The 17,392-nt window shown below is 70.3% G+C and carries 15 protein-coding genes; 11 read left to right on the top strand and 4 right to left on the bottom strand.

The features are described 5' to 3' along the window. Positions 1-103 precede the first annotated feature (103 nt). Positions 104-1,030, bottom strand: coding sequence for a hypothetical protein (locus ACWD4A_RS13790; protein ID WP_451193358.1), 927 nt, complete (start codon positions 1,028-1,030; stop codon positions 104-106). 56 nt (positions 1,031-1,086) lie between these two features. Here ACWD4A_RS13790 and ACWD4A_RS13785 point away from each other — a divergent pair, with 56 nt between their 5' ends. The 4 genes from ACWD4A_RS13785 to glmM all read left to right on the top strand — a co-directional run bounded on the left by ACWD4A_RS13785 (position 1,087) and on the right by glmM (position 5,702). Continuing rightward, on the top strand, positions 1,087-2,706 hold the full coding sequence (locus ACWD4A_RS13785; RefSeq protein ID WP_451193356.1) for an ABC-F family ATP-binding cassette domain-containing protein: 1,620 nt from the start codon (positions 1,087-1,089) through the stop codon (positions 2,704-2,706). Positions 2,707-3,140: 434 nt separating this feature from the next. Further along, complete coding sequence (rplM, locus tag ACWD4A_RS13780) at positions 3,141-3,587, top strand: 50S ribosomal protein L13 (protein ID WP_451193354.1); 447 nt, start codon at positions 3,141-3,143, stop codon at positions 3,585-3,587. Positions 3,588-3,631: 44 nt separating this feature from the next. After that, positions 3,632-4,150: a 30S ribosomal protein S9 gene (gene rpsI / locus ACWD4A_RS13775; RefSeq protein WP_451193353.1), complete on the top strand. Its 519-nt coding sequence runs from the start codon at positions 3,632-3,634 to the stop codon at positions 4,148-4,150. A 193-nt stretch (positions 4,151-4,343) separates the two neighbouring features. Continuing rightward, positions 4,344-5,702: a phosphoglucosamine mutase gene (gene glmM, locus ACWD4A_RS13770; protein ID WP_451193350.1), complete on the top strand. Its 1,359-nt coding sequence runs from the start codon at positions 4,344-4,346 to the stop codon at positions 5,700-5,702. Positions 5,703-5,892: 190 nt separating this feature from the next. Here glmM and coaA read toward each other — a convergent pair whose 3' ends face one another. Beyond that, positions 5,893-6,888 carry a type I pantothenate kinase gene (gene coaA, locus ACWD4A_RS13765; RefSeq protein ID WP_451193348.1) on the bottom strand — a complete coding sequence of 332 codons (996 nt, stop codon included), beginning with the start codon at positions 6,886-6,888 and terminating at the stop codon, positions 5,893-5,895. Between the two features lie 181 nt (positions 6,889-7,069). Here coaA and ACWD4A_RS13760 point away from each other — a divergent pair, with 181 nt between their 5' ends. From ACWD4A_RS13760 to ACWD4A_RS13750, 3 genes are all read left to right on the top strand, one after another. Next, the gene (locus ACWD4A_RS13760; protein ID WP_451193345.1) at positions 7,070-7,363 is read left to right on the top strand and encodes a hypothetical protein; all 294 of its coding nucleotides are present in this window, start codon (positions 7,070-7,072) and stop codon (positions 7,361-7,363) included. Positions 7,364-7,511: 148 nt separating this feature from the next. Further along, positions 7,512-9,359, top strand: a complete 1,848-nt coding sequence (glmS, locus tag ACWD4A_RS13755; RefSeq protein ID WP_451193343.1) for a glutamine--fructose-6-phosphate transaminase (isomerizing) — start codon at positions 7,512-7,514, stop codon at positions 9,357-9,359. Further along, entirely contained in the window at positions 9,356-9,724 is a 369-nt protein-coding gene (locus ACWD4A_RS13750; protein ID WP_451193340.1) for a holo-ACP synthase, read from the top strand. Before glmS ends, ACWD4A_RS13750 begins: the two co-directional genes overlap by 4 nt. A 47-nt stretch (positions 9,725-9,771) precedes the next feature. Here ACWD4A_RS13750 and ACWD4A_RS13745 read toward each other — a convergent pair whose 3' ends face one another. Continuing rightward, positions 9,772-10,581: an SDR family NAD(P)-dependent oxidoreductase gene (locus tag ACWD4A_RS13745; RefSeq protein ID WP_451193338.1), complete on the bottom strand. Its 810-nt coding sequence runs from the start codon at positions 10,579-10,581 to the stop codon at positions 9,772-9,774. Between the two features lie 80 nt (positions 10,582-10,661). Beyond that, positions 10,662-11,159 (bottom strand): MarR family winged helix-turn-helix transcriptional regulator, encoded by a 498-nt coding sequence (locus tag ACWD4A_RS13740; protein WP_451193336.1) that lies wholly within the window; start codon positions 11,157-11,159, stop codon positions 10,662-10,664. Positions 11,160-11,262: 103 nt separating this feature from the next. On the opposite strand from ACWD4A_RS13740, the gene ACWD4A_RS13735 reads away from it, so the two are divergent. The 4 genes from ACWD4A_RS13735 to ACWD4A_RS13720 all read left to right on the top strand — a co-directional run bounded on the left by ACWD4A_RS13735 (position 11,263) and on the right by ACWD4A_RS13720 (position 17,355). After that, the gene (locus ACWD4A_RS13735) at positions 11,263-12,183 is read left to right on the top strand and encodes an EamA family transporter (protein ID WP_451193333.1); all 921 of its coding nucleotides are present in this window, start codon (positions 11,263-11,265) and stop codon (positions 12,181-12,183) included. A 21-nt stretch (positions 12,184-12,204) separates the two neighbouring features. Beyond that, positions 12,205-13,389, top strand: coding sequence for a helix-turn-helix domain-containing protein (locus ACWD4A_RS13730; RefSeq protein WP_451193331.1), 1,185 nt, complete (start codon positions 12,205-12,207; stop codon positions 13,387-13,389). Positions 13,390-13,631: 242 nt separating this feature from the next. Next, positions 13,632-13,847, top strand: a complete 216-nt coding sequence (locus ACWD4A_RS13725; protein ID WP_451193329.1) for a hypothetical protein — start codon at positions 13,632-13,634, stop codon at positions 13,845-13,847. A gap of 55 nt (positions 13,848-13,902) precedes the next feature. Continuing rightward, a complete protein-coding gene (locus ACWD4A_RS13720) occupies positions 13,903-17,355 on the top strand; it encodes an NACHT domain-containing protein (RefSeq protein WP_451193327.1) in 3,453 nt (1,150 codons plus the stop codon). Positions 17,356-17,392 lie beyond the last annotated feature (37 nt).

Below are 17,392 nucleotides of genomic sequence, written 5' to 3'. Positions count from 1 at the left end.
GGACGGGCTGGATGTGCGGACCGTAGCCCGCATATTCAGCCCGTCCGGCGTTTGAGGACAAGCGGCGGAGCCGCTTTGGGGGTCTGGGGGTCGCCCCCGGCGGCTACGCCGGCTTGCCCGCTGCGGGGGACTTCACCGAATCGAGGGCCTGCGCGTTGGCGCGGTACATGATGCGGCGGAACGTGTAGTCGGAGACATCCCGCCCGGCCTGCAGCGCCACGGTGTCGTCGGAGTCGACCGCCTTGCCGTTCGCGTACCCCGCCACGGTGAAGTACGCGTAGCGCCCCACCGCGTTGGCCGTCAGCCTGCAGGCCGTCGCCCGGCAGAAGGCGGGGTCGCCGTCCCCGGGCAGGGACTCGATGTTCCCCGCGGACTGCTCCTTCGCCTTGTCCGCGGCGGCCTTGTCGTCGAAGACGGCCACCCCGACGGTCACCGCGAGCCCGTCCCGCACGTACGTGGCGCGCAGCACCTTGCGGCAGCCGTTGTCGGCGAGGACGGAGCCGAGGGCACCCTGTGTCGCGGAGGCGCAGTCCGTCGTGGTGGCGGTGGCCGTCTGCTGGTACTTGCGCTTGCCGAGGACCGGCTTGGTGTGCGGGAAGAGGGTCTTCGTGCTCAGGGGCGCCTTGTCCTTGTCGGCGCCGGATATGAAGTCGAGCGGGTTCGGCGGGGGCGGCGGCGCGTGCTCGGAGAAGGAGGGTTCCGGCGTTCCCGACGCGCTGGGCAGCTTCTCGGGCGCGGGCAGGCCGGACGCCTTGCCGCCGCCGTGGTGCGAGCCGGTGACCGCGAAGGTCACGGCCGTGGCGACCGCGACCGCGGCCAGTGCCCCGCCGCCGATGAGCAGCACCTTGCGGCGGCGGCCGCGGGCGGCGGTGTCGGCGGCGAGCGCCGACCAGTCGGGCGTTCCGGATGTACCGGGTGTTCCGGGCGGCGGTCCCCAGGGGGGCGGGGGCGGCGGAGGCGGGCCCCACTGCGGTTGCGGCTGCTGGGGTTCCCCCGGGGCCCCGTACGGCCCTCCCTGCCCAAAGCTCATGGCGTGCATCGTAAACCGGTTGGTCACATCCCTCGCCTGCCGCGACAATCCCACCCATGGGACATGTCGAGGCAGCGCACCTGGAGTACTACCTTCCGGACGGTCGGGCGCTGCTCGGCGACGTGTCCTTCCGGGTCGGTGAGGGCGCCGCGGTCGCCCTCGTCGGTGCCAACGGCGCGGGCAAGACGACGCTGCTCCGGCTGATCTCCGGGGAGCTCCAGCCGCACGGCGGCACGGTGAACGTCACCGGCGGGCTCGGGGTGATGCCGCAGTTCGTGGGGTCCGTACGGGACGACCGCACCGTGCGTGACCTGCTGGTCTCCGTGGCGCAGCCGCGCATCAGGGAAGCGGCGCGCGAGGTGGACGCCGCCGAGCAAGCGATCATGACGCGGGACGACGAGGCCGCGCAGATGGCCTACGCCCAGGCCCTCGCCGACTGGGCGGAGGCGCGGGGCTACGAGGCGGAGACCGTCTGGGACATGTGCACCATGGCCGCGCTCGGCGTCCCGTACGAGAAGGCGCAGTGGCGCCAGGTGCGGACCCTCTCCGGCGGTGAGCAGAAGCGGCTCGTCCTGGAGTCGCTGCTGCGCGGCACGGACGAGGTGCTGCTCCTCGACGAGCCCGACAACTACCTCGACGTGCCCGGCAAGCGCTGGCTGGAGGAGCGGCTGCGCGAGACGAAGAAGACCGTCCTCTTCGTCTCCCACGACCGCGAGCTGCTCGCCCGCGCCGCCGAGAAGATCATCAGCGTCGAGCCGGGCCCGGCCGGCAGTGACGTGTGGGTGCACGGCGGTGGCTTCGACACGTATCACGCGGCCCGTAAGGAGCGCTTCGCCCGCTTCGAGGAGCTGCGCCGCCGCTGGGACGAGAAGCACGCCCAGCTGAAGAAGCTCGTGGTCAACCTGCGGCAGGCCGCCGCGGTCAGCCACGAGATGGCCTCCCGCTACGCCGCCGCGCAGACCCGGCTGCGGAAGTTCGAGGAGGCCGGGCCGCCGCCGGAGCCGCCGCGCGAGCAGGACATCCGGATGCGGCTGCGCGGCGGGCGCACCGGTGTACGGGCCGTGACCTGCGAGAAGCTTGAGCTCACCGGGCTGATGCACCCCTTCGACCTGGAGGTCTTCTACGGCGAGCGGGTCGCGGTGCTCGGCTCGAACGGCTCCGGGAAGTCGCACTTCCTGCGGCTGCTGGCGGGCGAGGAGGTGGCCCACACCGGCGCCTGGAAGCTGGGCGCCCGGGTCGTTCCCGGCCACTTCGCCCAGACCCACGCCCACCCCGAGCTGATGGGGCGCACGCTCGTCGACATCCTGTGGACGGAGCACGCCAAGGACCGGGGCGGCGCGATGTCCGTGCTGCGGCGGTACGAGCTGGAGAAGCAGGGCGATCAGCCCTTCGAGAAGCTGTCGGGCGGGCAGCAGGCCCGCTTCCAGATCCTGCTGCTGGAGCTGGCCGGGACGACGGCGCTGCTCCTGGACGAGCCGACGGACAACCTGGACCTGGAGTCGGCCGAGGCGCTCCAGGAGGGGCTGGAGTCCTACGAGGGCACGGTGCTCGCGGTCACCCACGACCGCTGGTTCGCTCGTTCGTTCGACCGCTTTGTGGTCTTCGGGGCGGACGGGCGCGTCCGCGAGGTGCCGGAACCGGTCTGGGACGAGGCGCGCGTGGCCCGCGCCCGGTAGCCGGGCTTCCTGGCCCCGGGCCCCGCAACACGGCTTCGCCGCGTTGTCCTCAAACGCCGGACGGGCTGGATTCGCGGACCGTGGCTCTTTGGCTTGCGGCCCGCAGGCGGCGGGCTGCGTCGGCAAAATCAGCCCGTCCGGCGTTTGAGGACGCGGCCGCAGGCCGCTCCCGCCGCAGGCGGCAGGCGGTCCGCGGGCGGGGGCACCGCTGTAGTGGGGCCATGTGTTTTGACCCCGCCGGTAGGCGACCGGTACTCTACGAGTTCGTTATGCGTATTGGCTTGGTCGTTCTCACGCGAGGGGCCCTTACGCTTGCTCGTCGGGCCGATAACCACCGGCGCGCGTCCGGGTTGCGTCCCCGGATCGCCGTCAGTGTCGGTTGACCGCCCGGAGAGACGTGTCAGGACCCACACTCAGAAGCGAAGGCTACGACCGTGCGTACGTACAGCCCCAAGCCCGGCGATGTCACGCGCCAGTGGCACATCATCGACGCGCAGGACGTCGTCCTGGGCCGTCTGGCCTCTCAGGCCGCCAACCTCCTGCGCGGCAAGCACAAGCCTGTGTACGCCCCGCACATGGACATGGGTGACTTCGTCATCATCATCAACGCCGACAAGGTGCACCTGTCCGGCAACAAGAAGACCCAGAAGATGGCCTACCGCCACTCTGGCTTCCCGGGCGGTCTCCGCGCGGTGCGTTACGACGAGCTGCTCGACAAGAGCCCCGAGAAGGCTGTCGAGAAGGCGATCAAGGGCATGATCCCCAAGAACTCCCTCGGCCGTCAGATGCTCTCGAAGCTGAAGGTCTACTCGGGCAGCGAGCACCCGCACGCCGCCCAGCAGCCGGTTCCGTTCGAGATCACCCAGGTCAAGCAGGGCTAGTCCCGGCCACCGCCGAACCAGACAGAAAGTATCTGAGGAGAATCGTGGCTGAGACCACCGTCGAGACCCCGCTCGAGGGCGACGAGACCTACGCCGAAGTAACGACCTTCGAGTCCGAGGTGCCCGTCGAGGGCGAGTACACCTCCGAGTCGCTGGCGTCCCGCTTCGGTGACCCGCAGCCGGCCGCCGGCCTGGGTCGTCGTAAGAACGCCATCGCCCGCGTCCGGATCATTCCGGGCACCGGCAAGTGGAAGATCAACGGCCGCACCCTTGAGGACTACTTCCCCAACAAGGTGCACCAGCAGGAAGTCAACGAGCCCTTCAAGGTGCTCGAGCTCGACGACCGCTACGACGTCATCGCCCGCATCGCGGGTGGCGGCGTGTCCGGCCAGGCCGGCGCCCTGCGCCTCGGTGTGGCCCGCGCGCTGAACGAGGCGGACGTGGAGAACAACCGCGGCCCGCTGAAGAAGGCCGGCTTCCTGAGCCGCGACGACCGTGCGGTCGAGCGCAAGAAGGCCGGTCTGAAGAAGGCCCGCAAGGCTCCGCAGTACAGCAAGCGCTAAACAGCACCTGCTGCTTCTGCTCGAACGCCCCGGCGGCACGCTCCGTGCCCGCCGGGGCGTTCGGCTATCGGCGGCACGGGGCGTATACCTGGATGTACCCGGGCGCAACGCTCCGGTCCCGGACTCGACACCTTTCTTCTTTGGCAGAGGCCCTCCCGGGCCCCGTGCCTCCCGCGTTTTTCGGAGGACACCAGTGGGACGACTCTTCGGTACGGACGGTGTGCGCGGTGTGGCCAACGCCGATCTGACAGCCGAGCTGGCGCTCGGCCTGTCGGTCGCCGCGGCGCATGTGCTCGCCGAGGCGGGTACGTTCGAGGGCCACCGCCCCGTGGCCGTGGTCGGCCGCGATCCGCGGGCGTCCGGGGAGTTCCTGGAGGCCGCCGTGGTGGCCGGGCTCGCCAGCGCGGGTGTCGACGTCCTGCGGGTGGGCGTGCTGCCCACGCCCGCCGTCGCCTACCTCACCGGGGCGCTCGGCGCGGACCTCGGCGTGATGCTGTCGGCCAGCCACAACGCCATGCCCGACAACGGCATCAAGTTCTTCGCCCGCGGCGGCCACAAGCTCGCCGACGAGCTGGAGGACCGGATCGAGCGGACCTACCGGGCGCACGCCTCCGGCGAGCCCTGGGACCGGCCCACCGGCGCCGGCGTCGGCCGGGTCCGCGACTACGACCAGGGCTTCGACAACTACGTCGCCCACCTCATCGGCGTGCTGCCCAACCGCCTGGACGGCCTCAAGGTCGTCATCGACGGCGCCCACGGCGCCGCCTCCCGTGTCTCCCCCGAGGCGTTCTCCCGCGCGGGCGCCGAGGTCGTCACCATCGGCACCGAGCCCGACGGCCTCAACATCAACCACGAGTGCGGCTCCACCTACCTGGACAAGCTGCGCGCCGCCGTGGTCGAGCACGGCGCCGACCTGGGCGTCGCCCACGACGGTGACGCCGACCGCTGCCTGGCCGTGGACAGCAAGGGCAACGAGGTCGACGGCGACCAGATCCTCGCCGTCCTCGCCCTCGCCATGCGCGAGGCCGGCTCGCTGCGCAAGAACACCGTCGTCGCCACCGTGATGTCCAACCTGGGCTTCAAGCTGGCCATGGAGCGCGAGGGCGTCGACCTCGTGCAGACTGCCGTCGGCGACCGCTACGTCCTGGAGGAGATGAAGGCCCACGGCTTCGCCCTCGGCGGCGAGCAGTCCGGCCACGTCATCGTCCTCGACCACGCCACCACCGGCGACGGCACCCTCACGGGTCTGATGCTGGCCGCTCGCGTCGCGGCGACGGGACGGTCGCTGGCCGACCTCGCCGGTGTCATGGAGCGGCTGCCGCAGATCCTCATCAATGTGCGGGACGTCGACAAGTCGCGCGTGGCGTCCTCGGAGGAGCTTGCCGCGGCGGTCGCCGTGGCCGAGGCCGAACTGGGTTCCACGGGGCGGGTGTTGCTGCGGTCGTCCGGTACGGAGCCGCTGGTGCGGGTCATGGTCGAGGCCGCCGACATCGAGCAGGCGCAGGCTGTCGCCGAACGCTTGGCTGACGCCGTCAAGTCCGCGCTGGGCTAAGGGTTTTCCGGGGCTCCGCCCCGGACCCCGGTCCTCAATCGCCGGACGGGCTGGATTTTCCGGACTGTGGCTCTTCGGCCTGCGGCCCGCAGGTTGTGGATCACGCCGGCAAAATCAGCCCGTCCGGCGTTTGAGGACGCGGCCGCAGGCCGCTCCCGCCGCAAGGCGGCGAACCGGCCCGCGCCCACCCTCAGAGCTTCCGCAAGGACAACCGCTGGACCTTGTGGTCCGGCCCCTTCCGGAGGATGAGGTTCGAGCGCCCCCGCGTCGGCGCCACATTCTCCAGCAGATTCGGCTTGTTGATGGTGCGCCAGTTGCGGCGCGCGTAGTCCAGCGCCTCCTCCTCCGGGACCTGCGTGTAGCGGCGGAAGAAGGAGTGCGGGTCCTGAAAGGCCGTCAGGCGGAGCTTCTTGAAGCGCTCGTAGTACCAGCGCTCGATGTCCTCCGCCCGCGCGTCCACGTAGACGCTGAAGTCGAAGAAGTCGGCGAGCCCCACCCGCGTGCGGCCGTCCTTGCCGGGGAGGGCCGGCTGCAGGACGTTGAGGCCCTCGATGATCAGGATGTCCGGGCGGTGCACGGTCAGCCGCTCGCCGGGCACGATGTCGTAGATCAGGTGGGAGTAGACGGGCGCGGTCACCTCGTCCTTGCCCGCCTTCACATCCGCGACGAAGCGGGTCAGGGCACGCCGGTCGTAGGACTCGGGGAAGCCCTTGCGGGACATCAGCCCGCGGCGGTGCAGCTCGGCGTTGGGCAGCAGGAAGCCGTCCGTGGTGACCAGCTCGACGCGCGGGTGCTCGGGCCAGCGGGCCAGCAGCGCCTGGAGCAGGCGGGCGGTGGTCGACTTGCCGACGGCGACGCTGCCCGCGACCCCTATGACGAAGGGGGTTCCCGGCTGCGAACCGTGGCCACGGGTACCCGCCTCGCCCAGGAAGGTGTTGAGCGTCCCGCGCAACTGGCTGGTGGCCTTGACATAGAGGTTGAGCAGGCGGGACAGCGGCAGGTAGACGTCCCGGACCTCGTCCAGGTCGATGACGTCGCCGAGCCCGCGCAGCCGCTCGACCTCCTCCGCCGTCAGTGGCAGCGGGGTGTTCTCGCGCAGGGCGCTCCATTCCGCACGGGTCAGGTCCACGTACGGGGAGGAGTCTGCGCGGCGGCGTTGCTGCGGCTGCTCTGTAGTGGTCGGCACGCGCCCATTGTGCGCGGGTGCCGCGCGCCCTTCACTTCCGGGTGCCGGGTGCGGGCGTTCTCATGGGGTTTGCGAGGCTCGTGCGGCGTCAGGCAGTGAACTTCGGCGAGACCCCTGTACCTACTGGCCGGTCAGTACTACGGTCCAGCATCCTGCTGCCGCACCATCGCTGAGGGGCGCCGTGTTCGTTCTCCGCGCCGTACGGAACTCCGTACGGGTCTCCGTACGTCAGTTTGCGCGCCGTCTGCGCCGTGCGCGCCCCCTCCACCCTGTACGGGGCGTGCCCGGGGGCGGCGAGGACTTCGCCGCCCATGTCTGCGGCGAGCTGGCCGCCGAGCTGCCCGACGAGGACCTCGGCCAGGACCTCGACGACTGCCTGGACCGCTATCGGTTCGGCAGCAAGCCGCGCTGCGAGGAGGTCGAGTACCTCGAACTGGTCCAGGACGCGATCGACCGGATCGAGCGGGGAAGCTGAAACGGGGCCGGGGCGAGGCCGGGGCGAGGCCGGGACGGGAGCTGGGACGGGGGCGTGCGGGCGTGCACAGAGGCGCCTGCCGAGTCCGGTGCGCGGAGGTTGGGCCATTGGGGGTTACGGCCCGGCCCCGGGCCGTACGCTGCTCCGCATGTGCGGAATCGTTGGCTATGTGGGAGGGCAGTGCGCCCTCGACGTCGTATTGGCCGGGCTGCGGCGGCTGGAGTACCGCGGCTACGACTCGGCGGGGGTCGCCGTGCTCGCCGACGGCGGGCTCGCCGCCGCGAAGAAGGCGGGCAAGCTCGCCAACCTGGAGAAGGAGCTCTCGGACCGCCCGCTGCCGTCCGGTCCCACCGGCATCGGCCATACCCGCTGGGCCACCCACGGCGGGCCCACCGACGACAACGCCCACCCGCACCTGGACAACGCGGGCCGCGTCGCCGTCGTGCACAACGGCATCATCGAGAACTTCGCCGAGCTGCGTGCCGAGCTGACCGACCGCGGTCACGCGCTGGCCTCCGAGACCGACACCGAGGTCGTCTCGCACCTGCTCTCCGAGGCGTTCTCCTCCTGCGGCGACCTCGCCGAGTCCATGCGCCAGGTGTGCCGCCGGCTGGAGGGCGCGTTCACGCTGGTCGCGGTGCACGCGGACGAGCCCGACGTGGTCGTCGGCGCCCGCCGCAACTCGCCGCTGGTCGTCGGCGTCGGCGCCGGGGAGTACTTTCTCGCCTCCGACGTCGCCGCGTTCATCGCCCACACCCGCGAGGCCCTCGAACTCGGTCAGGACCAGGTCGTGGAGCTGCGCCGGGAGGGCGTGACCGTCACCGACTTCGACGGCGCGCCCGCGGACGTCCGCGCGTACCACGTGGACTGGGACGCCTCCGCCGCCGAGAAGGGCGGCTACGACTACTTCATGCTCAAGGAGATCGCCGAGCAGCCGAAGGCGGTCGCGGACACGCTCCTCGGACGCATCGACGCCGCGGGCACGCTGGCGCTGGACGAGGTGCGCATCCCCACGTCCGTGCTGCGGGAGGTCGACAAGGTCGTCATCGTGGCGTGCGGCACCGCGTACCACGCCGGGATGATCGCCAAGTACGCCATCGAGCACTGGACCCGCATCCCCTGCGAGACGGAGCTGGCCAGCGAGTTCCGCTACCGCGACCCGATCCTCGACCAGCGGACGCTGGTGATCGCGATCAGCCAGTCCGGCGAGACGATGGACACCCTGATGGCCCTGCGGCACGCGCGCGAGCAGGGCGCCCGGGTGCTGGCCATCTGCAACACCAACGGTTCGACGATCCCGCGCGAGTCCGACGCCGTCCTCTACACCCACGCCGGGCCCGAGGTCGCGGTCGCGTCCACGAAGGCGTTCCTGACCCAGCTGGTCGCCTGCTATCTCGTCGCCCTCTACCTGGGGCAGGTGCGCGGCACCAAGTGGGGCGACGAGATCCGCTCGGTCGTCCGCGAGCTGTCCGCCATCGCCACCCAGGTCGACGAGGTCCTGGAGACCATGGAGCCGGTCCGCGAACTGGCCCGCTCCCTCGCCGACAAGAACACCGTCCTCTTCCTCGGGCGGCACGTCGGCTACCCCGTGGCCCTGGAAGGCGCCCTGAAGCTCAAGGAACTCGCCTACATGCACGCCGAGGGCTTCGCCGCGGGCGAGCTCAAGCACGGTCCGATCGCCCTGATCGAGAAGGACCTGCCGGTGGTCGTGGTCGTCCCGTCGCCGCGCGGGCGCTCCGTGCTGCACGACAAGATCGTCTCCAATATCCAGGAGATCCGCGCCCGCGGCGCCCGCACCATCGTGATCGCCGAACGGGGTGACGAGGCCGTCCGTCCGTACGCAGACCACCTCGTCGAGATCCCGGCGACTCCCGTGCTCCTCCAGCCTCTTGTGGCCACGGTTCCCCTCCAGGTCTTCGCGTGCGAGCTCGCCACCGCCCGCGGCAACGAGGTCGACCAGCCGCGCAACCTCGCGAAGTCGGTGACCGTCGAATGATCGTGGGAGTCGGCATCGACGTCGCCGAGATCGACCGCTTCGAGGCGGCCCTCCGCCGCACCCCGGCCATGGCCGACCGGCTCTTCGTCGAGCGCGAGCTGTACCTTGCGAGCGGTGAACGCAGGGGGATCGCCTCGCTGGCCGCGCGCTTCGCGGCGAAGGAGGCCGTGGCGAAGGCGCTGGGCGCGCCGGGGAACCTGCTGTGGACGGACGCGGAGGTGACGACGGAGGCGACCGGCCAGCCGCGCCTGGTCGTCACGGGCACGGTCGCGGCCCGCGCCGAGGAACTGGGCGTCACGTCGTGGCACGTCTCGCTGAGCCATGACGCGGGGGTGGCGTCGGCGGTGGTCATCGCGGAGAAGTGAGGCAAGGCCCCCGCCCGTCCGCCGGGCGGGGGCGGTCTCTGCGTGGTTCAGCGGGTGGTCCAGCCGCCGTCGACAGGGACGGTCGCGCCCACGACGAACGAGGCGCGGTCGCTGGCCAGCCAGGCGGCGGCCTCCGCGATCTCCTCCGGGCGCGCGCCGCGCGGCAGCAGCGACGACTTGTACATGGCCTCCGCCATCTCCGGGACGGACCGTAGGTATTCGGTGAGCTTCTCGATCAGGGTGACGCCGGGGGCGATGGCGTTGATCCTGATGCCCTGTTCCGCGTATTCGGCCGCGGCGGCCTTGGTCAGGCCGATGACCGCGTGCTTCGAGGCGATGTACGGGGCGGCGGTGGGAGTGGCGACGAGCCCCGCGGTGCTGCTGTTGTTCACGATGGTGCCGCCGCCGTCCTGTCCGAGCATGACGGTGATCTCGTGGCGCATGCAGTTCCAGACGCCGCGGACGTTGGTGTCCATGATGCTGTCGTACACGTCGTCGTCCATCAGGTGCATGGGCGACTGGGCGGCCGCGACCCCGGCGTTGTTGAAGGCGACGTCGAGCCGGCCGAACCGGGCGACGGCCGTGTCGATCGCGCGGGCGGCGTCGTCGGGGCGGGCGATGTCCGCGACGGCGTACGCGGCCCGATGCCCCTTGGCGCGGAGCTCCTCGACGAGCACGGCCAGCTTCTCCTCGCTCCGGGCGACGAGCACGACGGCCGCGCCCTCACGGGTGAACACACGGGCCGCGGCCGCGCCTATGCCACTGCTGGCGCCGGTGATGAGGGCCGTCTTGCCTGTTAACAGGCCGGTGTCGGTGGTCATGTCGGTGGTCGTGTCGCTGGTCGTGTCGCTGGTCATGGGGCCGACGATATGTGTCGGGGGCACGGAGGTGGACCCCTGACCGACCCCTGTTCTCACGTCGGCGGACCACGATCCCCCTACCGGGGCGTGTCGCCCAACGACTCCAGCAGCGTGCGCAGTTCACCGGCCAGCGCGTCGCGCCGCCCGCGCGGCAGTGCCGCCAGCAGCCGGTTCTCCGTCGCGAGGTGATCCGGCAGGGCCACGTCGATCAGGGCGCGGCCCTCTTCCGTGAGGGTGACGTGGATGCCGCGGCCGTCCGAGTCGCTGGGGGTGCGGGTGATCAGGCCGCGGCTCTGCAGCCGGTCGAGGCGCTGGGTGATCGCGCCGGACGTGACCATCGCGGAGCGCATCAGCTCGGCGGGTGTCAGCCGGTGCGGCGGATCGCTGCGCCGCAGGGTGGCGAGGACGTCGAAGGAGGCGATGTCGAGCCCGTGCGAGGCGAACGTGCGGCGCAGCTCCGCGTCGACGAGCCGTGAGAGCCGCTGGAGGCGGCCGATGATGCCCATCGGGGAGGTGTCCAGGTCGGGGCGCTGCGCGGCCCACTGTTCCTGGATTCGGTCGACTTGGTCTGTCACGCGCCCCAGCCTAGTCACTGTCTCACCGCTAAGAGAGATTGCTTAGTGCTAAGTAAAAGGCTAAGTTGTCTTAGTGCTAAGCAATCGCATCGGGATCGTTCTCATGACCGCGCTGGCGCCCGTCATCTGGGGCTCCACCTACCTCGTCACCACCGAGCTGCTGCCGCCGGGCCGCCCCCTGCTGGCGGGAGCGGTGCGCGCCCTGCCCGCCGGACTCGTCCTCGTCGCCGTCACCCGGCGCCTGCCGCGCGGCTCGTGGTGGTGGCGCGCGCTCGTGCTGGGCGCGCTCAACATCGGGGCGTTCTTCGCGCTGCTCTTCGTGGCGGCCTACCGCCTGCCCGGCGGCGTCGCCGCCACCCTCGGTGCGCTCCAGCCGCTGCTCGCGGCGGGCCTTGCCGCCGGGCTGCTCGGCGAGCGGCTGACCCTTCGCACGGTGCTCACGGGCGCGGCCGGGGTGGCCGGGGTGAGCCTGCTCGTGCTGCGCGCCGACGCGCGGCTCGACGGCCTCGGGCTGCTCGCCGCGCTCGGGGGTGCGGTGGTCATGGCGACCGGCGTCGTCCTCAGTAAGAAGTGGGCGTCCCCGGCGCCGCTGCTCGCGACGACGGGCTGGCAACTGGTGGCCGGAGGGCTGCTGTTGCTGCCGGTGGCGCTGTGTGTGGAGGGGGCCCCGCCCGCCTCGCTGACCGGCGCGAACCTGGCCGGTTACGCCTACCTCGCGGTCGTCGGCGCGGGCCTCGCCTACCCCCTCTGGTTCCGGGGGATACGCGCCCTGCCCTCGACCGACGTCACCTTCCTCGGCCTGCTCAGCCCGGTCGTCGCCACGGCCCTCGGCTGGCTCGTCCTCGATCAGGACCTCACCCCGGCGCAGTCCTTCGGCGGACTCGTCGTCCTCGCGTCCCTGGTGGCGGCGCAGGTCCGTCGCCGTACGGGTAGGGAATCGGTGCCCGTGGGGGGCCGTTCGCCGGGCCGTACTGACGGGACGTCCCGTGCCCGTGTCAGTGGGCGGGGGTACGGTTCTGGGTGACGAGTCAGAACGGAGCACCGTATGCCCCCGCACTTTGACGAGTACGCCGGAGCGCGTGTCGCGCGTGTCCGCAAGGTCCGGCGTTTGACGCAACGCGAGTTGGCGGACCTGTCCCACGTTTCGTACAGCACTCTGACCAAGGTCGAGCAGGGGGCGCTGCCCGCGAGTCCCTCGGTGGTCGGCGCGCTGGCACGGGCGCTGTCCGTGCCGGTCGCCGAGCTGATCGGGCAGCCGTACCTGGAGGAGCTGCGCCAGGACCAGTTGGACGGTCTGATCCAGCCCATCCGCGAGGCGCTGAACGTGTACGACCTCGGCCCCGACCCGGACGTCACCCCGCGCCCCGTGGAGGAGTTGGAAGCGCACGCGGACGCGTTGTGCGCGCTGGTGCGCGCCGCGAACATCAAGCAGGTGGCGGCCGAACTCCCCGGCCTGATCCACGAGTCCACGACGGCGGCGCACGCGACGCCCGGCACCCGCAATTGGCGACTGCTCGCGGGCACGTACCGGACGGCCTACGACGTCACCACGAAGCTGGGCTTCGCCGACCTGTGCACGGTCGCCCTGGACCGCATGGACTGGGCCGCCCAGCGCACCTCGGACGCGATCCTGGGCGGCATGCGGCAGTACCTGCGGGCCCTCGCCTACCTGCGGGCGAGCGACTACCGGACCGGCAAGCGGCTGGTGCGGCTGGGCATGGCGACGCTGGAGCAGGCGGACGAGGGTCGGGTGCGCGACGTGGTCACGGGCCAACTCCACCTGGGTGCCGCCGTCCTGGCCGCACGCGACAAGGACGAGAGCACCGCCTTCGGCCACCTCGACCAGGCGCGCTCGATCGCGAAGCGCACCGGCCCCGCGGAGAAGGTGCACTGGCTGTCCTTCGGCCCGGCCAACGTGGGCGTGCACCGCGTGAGCGTCCTGGCCGAACTCGACCAGTACGCCGAAGCCGTACAGACCGCGCAGGACACCCCACTCCCCTCCGACTGGCCGGCGTCCCGCCTCGCCCATCACCACACCGAGGTGGCGGCGGCCCAGATGTGGACCGGCCGTACGGAGGCGTCCTTCAAAAGCCTGCAGCAGGCGCGGCGGTTGGCGCCGCAGCAGACGCGCTATCACCCGACGGTGCGGGAGACGTACGCGGGGCTGGAATCGGCGAAGCGACGGATGCCGGAAACATTCGGCAACTTCGGTGCCTGGCTTGGAGCCTGACGGTAAGTGAAGTGCTGGCCGGAGCTATCAGCGACCTCTGATAGTTCCGGGCGGGAAGTGTCGGCACGCTGTGAGGGCCGGAGGACCCCCGCGACCGTGTGACCGGTCCGGGGGCATGGTCAACGCCTCGTAGGAGCGTCAACGTGCCACACTCTATTCGCCGCGTAGCCGACTGGGCGAGAGCGCGGTTCGGCCGTCGTACGGCCGGGCCTGTCGGGCCGGTTACGGAGTCGCGTACCCCGGTGCGTACGCCCGGCCCGGTCGAAGGGTCCCGTACCGACGCCGCCTGCGGCGTCCACGTCTGGGCGACCGCGCACGGGATCGACCTCAGCTACAGCTCGCCCCTGGTGCGGTGCGACTGCGCCGCGCACCGGCCCGCCCCGCCCGTCGACGCCGCGCGCCTGCGCGCCAAGGTGGCGGAGGCCAATCGGATCAGCAGCTGGGGGCGCCCCTACTGAGGCTCGGCCGCGATACTGGCTCTCCGGCGCACACAGAAAACGTCAGGGGAGGGCCGTGCACCCGGCAAGGGAACGTATCGCGGCGGTCATCGGGCAGCACACGCAGGGCAGCGGCTACCTGCTGGCCCCACGTCTCGTACTGACGGCCGCCCACGTGGCGGAGGGGCCCACGCGGGTGGCCGTCCCCGGCGGGGTCGGCCTCGTGGACTGCCGGACGCTCTGGACCCGTGACGACGAGAAGGGGGACGTGGCGCTGCTCCTCGCGGAGCGGGATCTGGTGGCGCCGGAGGTGGCGGCCGCGTTCGAGCCGGTGGTCTGGGGGCGGCTCAAGGATCTGGTGTGGCGCGACGCGCAGGCCATCGGCTTCCCGCAGGTCGCCCGGGACGTCGACGACGAGCTGGACACCGAACAACTCGTCGGCACCCTCAAGCCCGGCAGTGGGCTGCTAGGCGGCCGCTATGTGCTCGACAGCGCGTACGGCGCCCCGGCCGCCCTCGCGGGCGGCGGCTCGCCGTGGGCGGGCATGTCCGGCGCGGCCGTCTTCGTGGGCGGGCTGCTGTGCGGGGTCGTCTGCGAGGACGCGGGCGGTTGGCGGCACGGGCGGCTGACGGTCACGCCCATGTTTCGTATCTTGTCGCACCCGGAATTCCTGGACCTGTGCATCGAGCATGACCACAGGCCGACGTCGCGTGCGCTGGACTCGTCCCTTGAGGCGGAGGAGGAGACGTTCGAGCAGCGGCTCCGGGAATATCTTGCCAAGAGGGCCGGGGAGTTGACGATTGTCGGACTCACGCTCTCGGACGGTGAGGGGGAGGGGTGGCCGCTTGACGCGGCGTATCTGAGTTTGGAGGTGACGAGTGGGGAGACTTCCTGGCGTGCCGAGCGGGATGCGATCGAAAGGACGATTCGGGAACGCGTACATGAGGTCGAGCGCTTGGCGGCCTCGGCGGCGGAAACGACTGAACTACGTTTTGTTCATATGCGGTTGCTCGAGGCCAAGGTCGATGCGCAACAACTCAATGCCGTACCCGCGCCCCGACGAGCCGAGGAAGCCCTCTCCGGCCGCGACCGGGTCCTCCTGCGCGGCGCCGCCGGTTCCGGCAAGACGACACTGCTTCAGTGGCTTACCGTGATCGCAGCGAATGGTGAACTCCCGCCGGAACTAAAGCAATTCTCCGATTGTGTTCCACTTCCCCTGCCGCTCCGTACGCTCGTCGGCGGAGACAGCGGTCTGCCCGACCCGGAACGCTTCCTCCGTTTCCTCGCCCGCCCGCTTGCCGGGCTGCCTGCCGCGCAGGGGTGGGTGACGCGACGGCTGGACGAAGGCCGCGCGTTGCTGCTGATCGACGGTGTCGACGAGGTCCCCGAGGCCGACCGTCGTCGCACGCTGGCGTGGCTGAAGGAGTTGCTGGACGCGTACCCGGACGTACGGTGCGTCGTCACGACCCGCCCCTCCGCCGTGCGAGTGGGCTGGCTCAAGGACTCCGGGTTCACGGAGCTGGAACTGATGCCCATGAGCCGTGCCGACGTCGCGGCATTTATCGACCGCTGGCATACGGCGGCGGGGCAGGCGGAGAACGAGCAGCTCCGTGCCTTCCGGGATGCGCTGACCAAGGCGGTGGTGGCGAAACCGGACCTCGGGCGGCTCGCAACCAATCCCCTTATGTGCGCGCTGATTTGCGCCCTCAACCGCTCACGTCGCGGCAATCTTCCCCAGGGCCGCATGGAGCTCTATCGCGCTGCGCTGGAGCTGCTGCTCGTACGCCGCGACCGTGAACGCGATGTCGTGATCGGTACGGACGGGCCGGAGCTGGAGCACGCGCAGCAAACGGCGCTCCTGCAGAAGATCGCCTACTGGCTCATCCGTAACGGCCGCTCGGAAATCGAGTGGGACAAGGCCGTCCAGATCATCGAACACGCGCTCCCGGCCATGCCGGTGGTCGCGGCACGCGGCGACGCCGAGAGCATTTTGCGTCACCTTGTGCTGCGCAGTGGGCTGTTGCGGCGACCGACAGGCGAGACGCTTGACTTCATCCACCGTACGTTCCAGGACTATCTCGGCGCTCAAGCCGCCATCGAGGATTGGGACTTCGATGTCCTGGTGAACCATGCCCACGATGACCAGTGGGAGGACGTACTCCGCATGGCGGTCGGGCATGCGTCACCAAAAGCACGGGCCGAACTGCTGGGGATGATGTTGCGCCGGGCTGCCCAGATGGCGGAGCACGGGCCACGTTTGCGCCTGTTGGCGGCCGCGTGCCTGGAGCACGCAACGGAGCTCGACCCCGCAGTGCGGGCGCGGGTGGCTGAAGCGGCGCTGGAGCTGGTGCCGCCGCGGAACCCAGAGGCCGCAAAAGAGCTGGCGACCGCCGGTCGCGTCATCATCGATCTGCTGCCGGGGCCGGACTGGGTATCCGAGGAGAAATATGGCCCCGAACATTACGAGGTGGCTCACGCCGTGGTTGTGGCGGCGACCACCGTCGCCGACGACCGGGCGATCCCTCTGCTGGCCGAGTACGCCGATCACCCCTTCCTGGATGTGCGCGCTCAACTCGCCTGGTCCTGGGACCGTTTCAACACCGATCACTATGCGGATGAGGTGATCGGACGGCTTGCGTACAAAGGGGGCGGGAAGGAAGGCTTGGAGTTCATCGTGCGGTCGAAGTCGGAGGTTTCCGCGCTCAAGCGGCTTGGAGGGCGCCCATGGGTACGGTGCATGGGCTCGCTAGGCGTGGATGATCTGCATGACCTGGGCACTCCTGTCATGGAAACGCTCTCATTCCACTCCAACACCGAGAGCATCGATTTTGGGCGCCTCCGTCTCGTCCGCCCGCTGTCGGAGCTCGGCATCGTGAACTCGTACTGCCGCGGCGACTTGGAAGGGCTGGACAGTGAAGCCCTGCACACCTTGAACTTCTCGGTGCTTCAGGGGCCTGGCCGCATCGATGCGGTGTCGAGAATGATGAAACTGGAAGCGTTGACACTCAGTTGGGGTTCAGGAATGGAGTTCGCACAGGTATTAGAACTGCCGCGCACGCTCCGATACCTCCGGCTCGGAAGGGGGCCGTCAGCCGATTTGCGACTGGAGGGCATGAGTCATTGCCGTGCCTTGCGTTCGCTGTCGTACGTGAATCTGGGGGGCGCTCAAGCTGTGGAGCTGGGGAATATTTCTTCCTTCCCCGCTCTCACGGATCTGCGGATCCAGGGCGAGGACCTCGCCTGGTGGACGGAGGCTGAGCCGATGCCCCAAGTGGAGCGACTGTTCCTCGACGAGCCTGAAGGACTCTCTGGGCTGGGCTGTCTTCCCACTATTTTTCCCAACCTTAAACAGCTCTACATCCACAGCAAGCACTCCAGTGAACCCCTCGACATGGCCCACCTCGCCGACCTCCCCATCCCCGACGTCTCCATCGATCACCACGGCCCCGTACTCAATGCGGACGCGCTTCCCCACGCCGTGCATAATTCCGCTGAGAAGATCACCCGCGGCGCAAAGGGACGCTCCTGAAACGTTCACCTCTCCCGGCCGCTGTTCCCGAAAGCGC

The organism is Streptomyces sp. NPDC002537 (assembly GCF_053594975.1).
The sequence above is the reverse complement of the archived record's forward strand: the minus strand, read 5'-3'. Positions and strand labels throughout refer to the sequence as shown.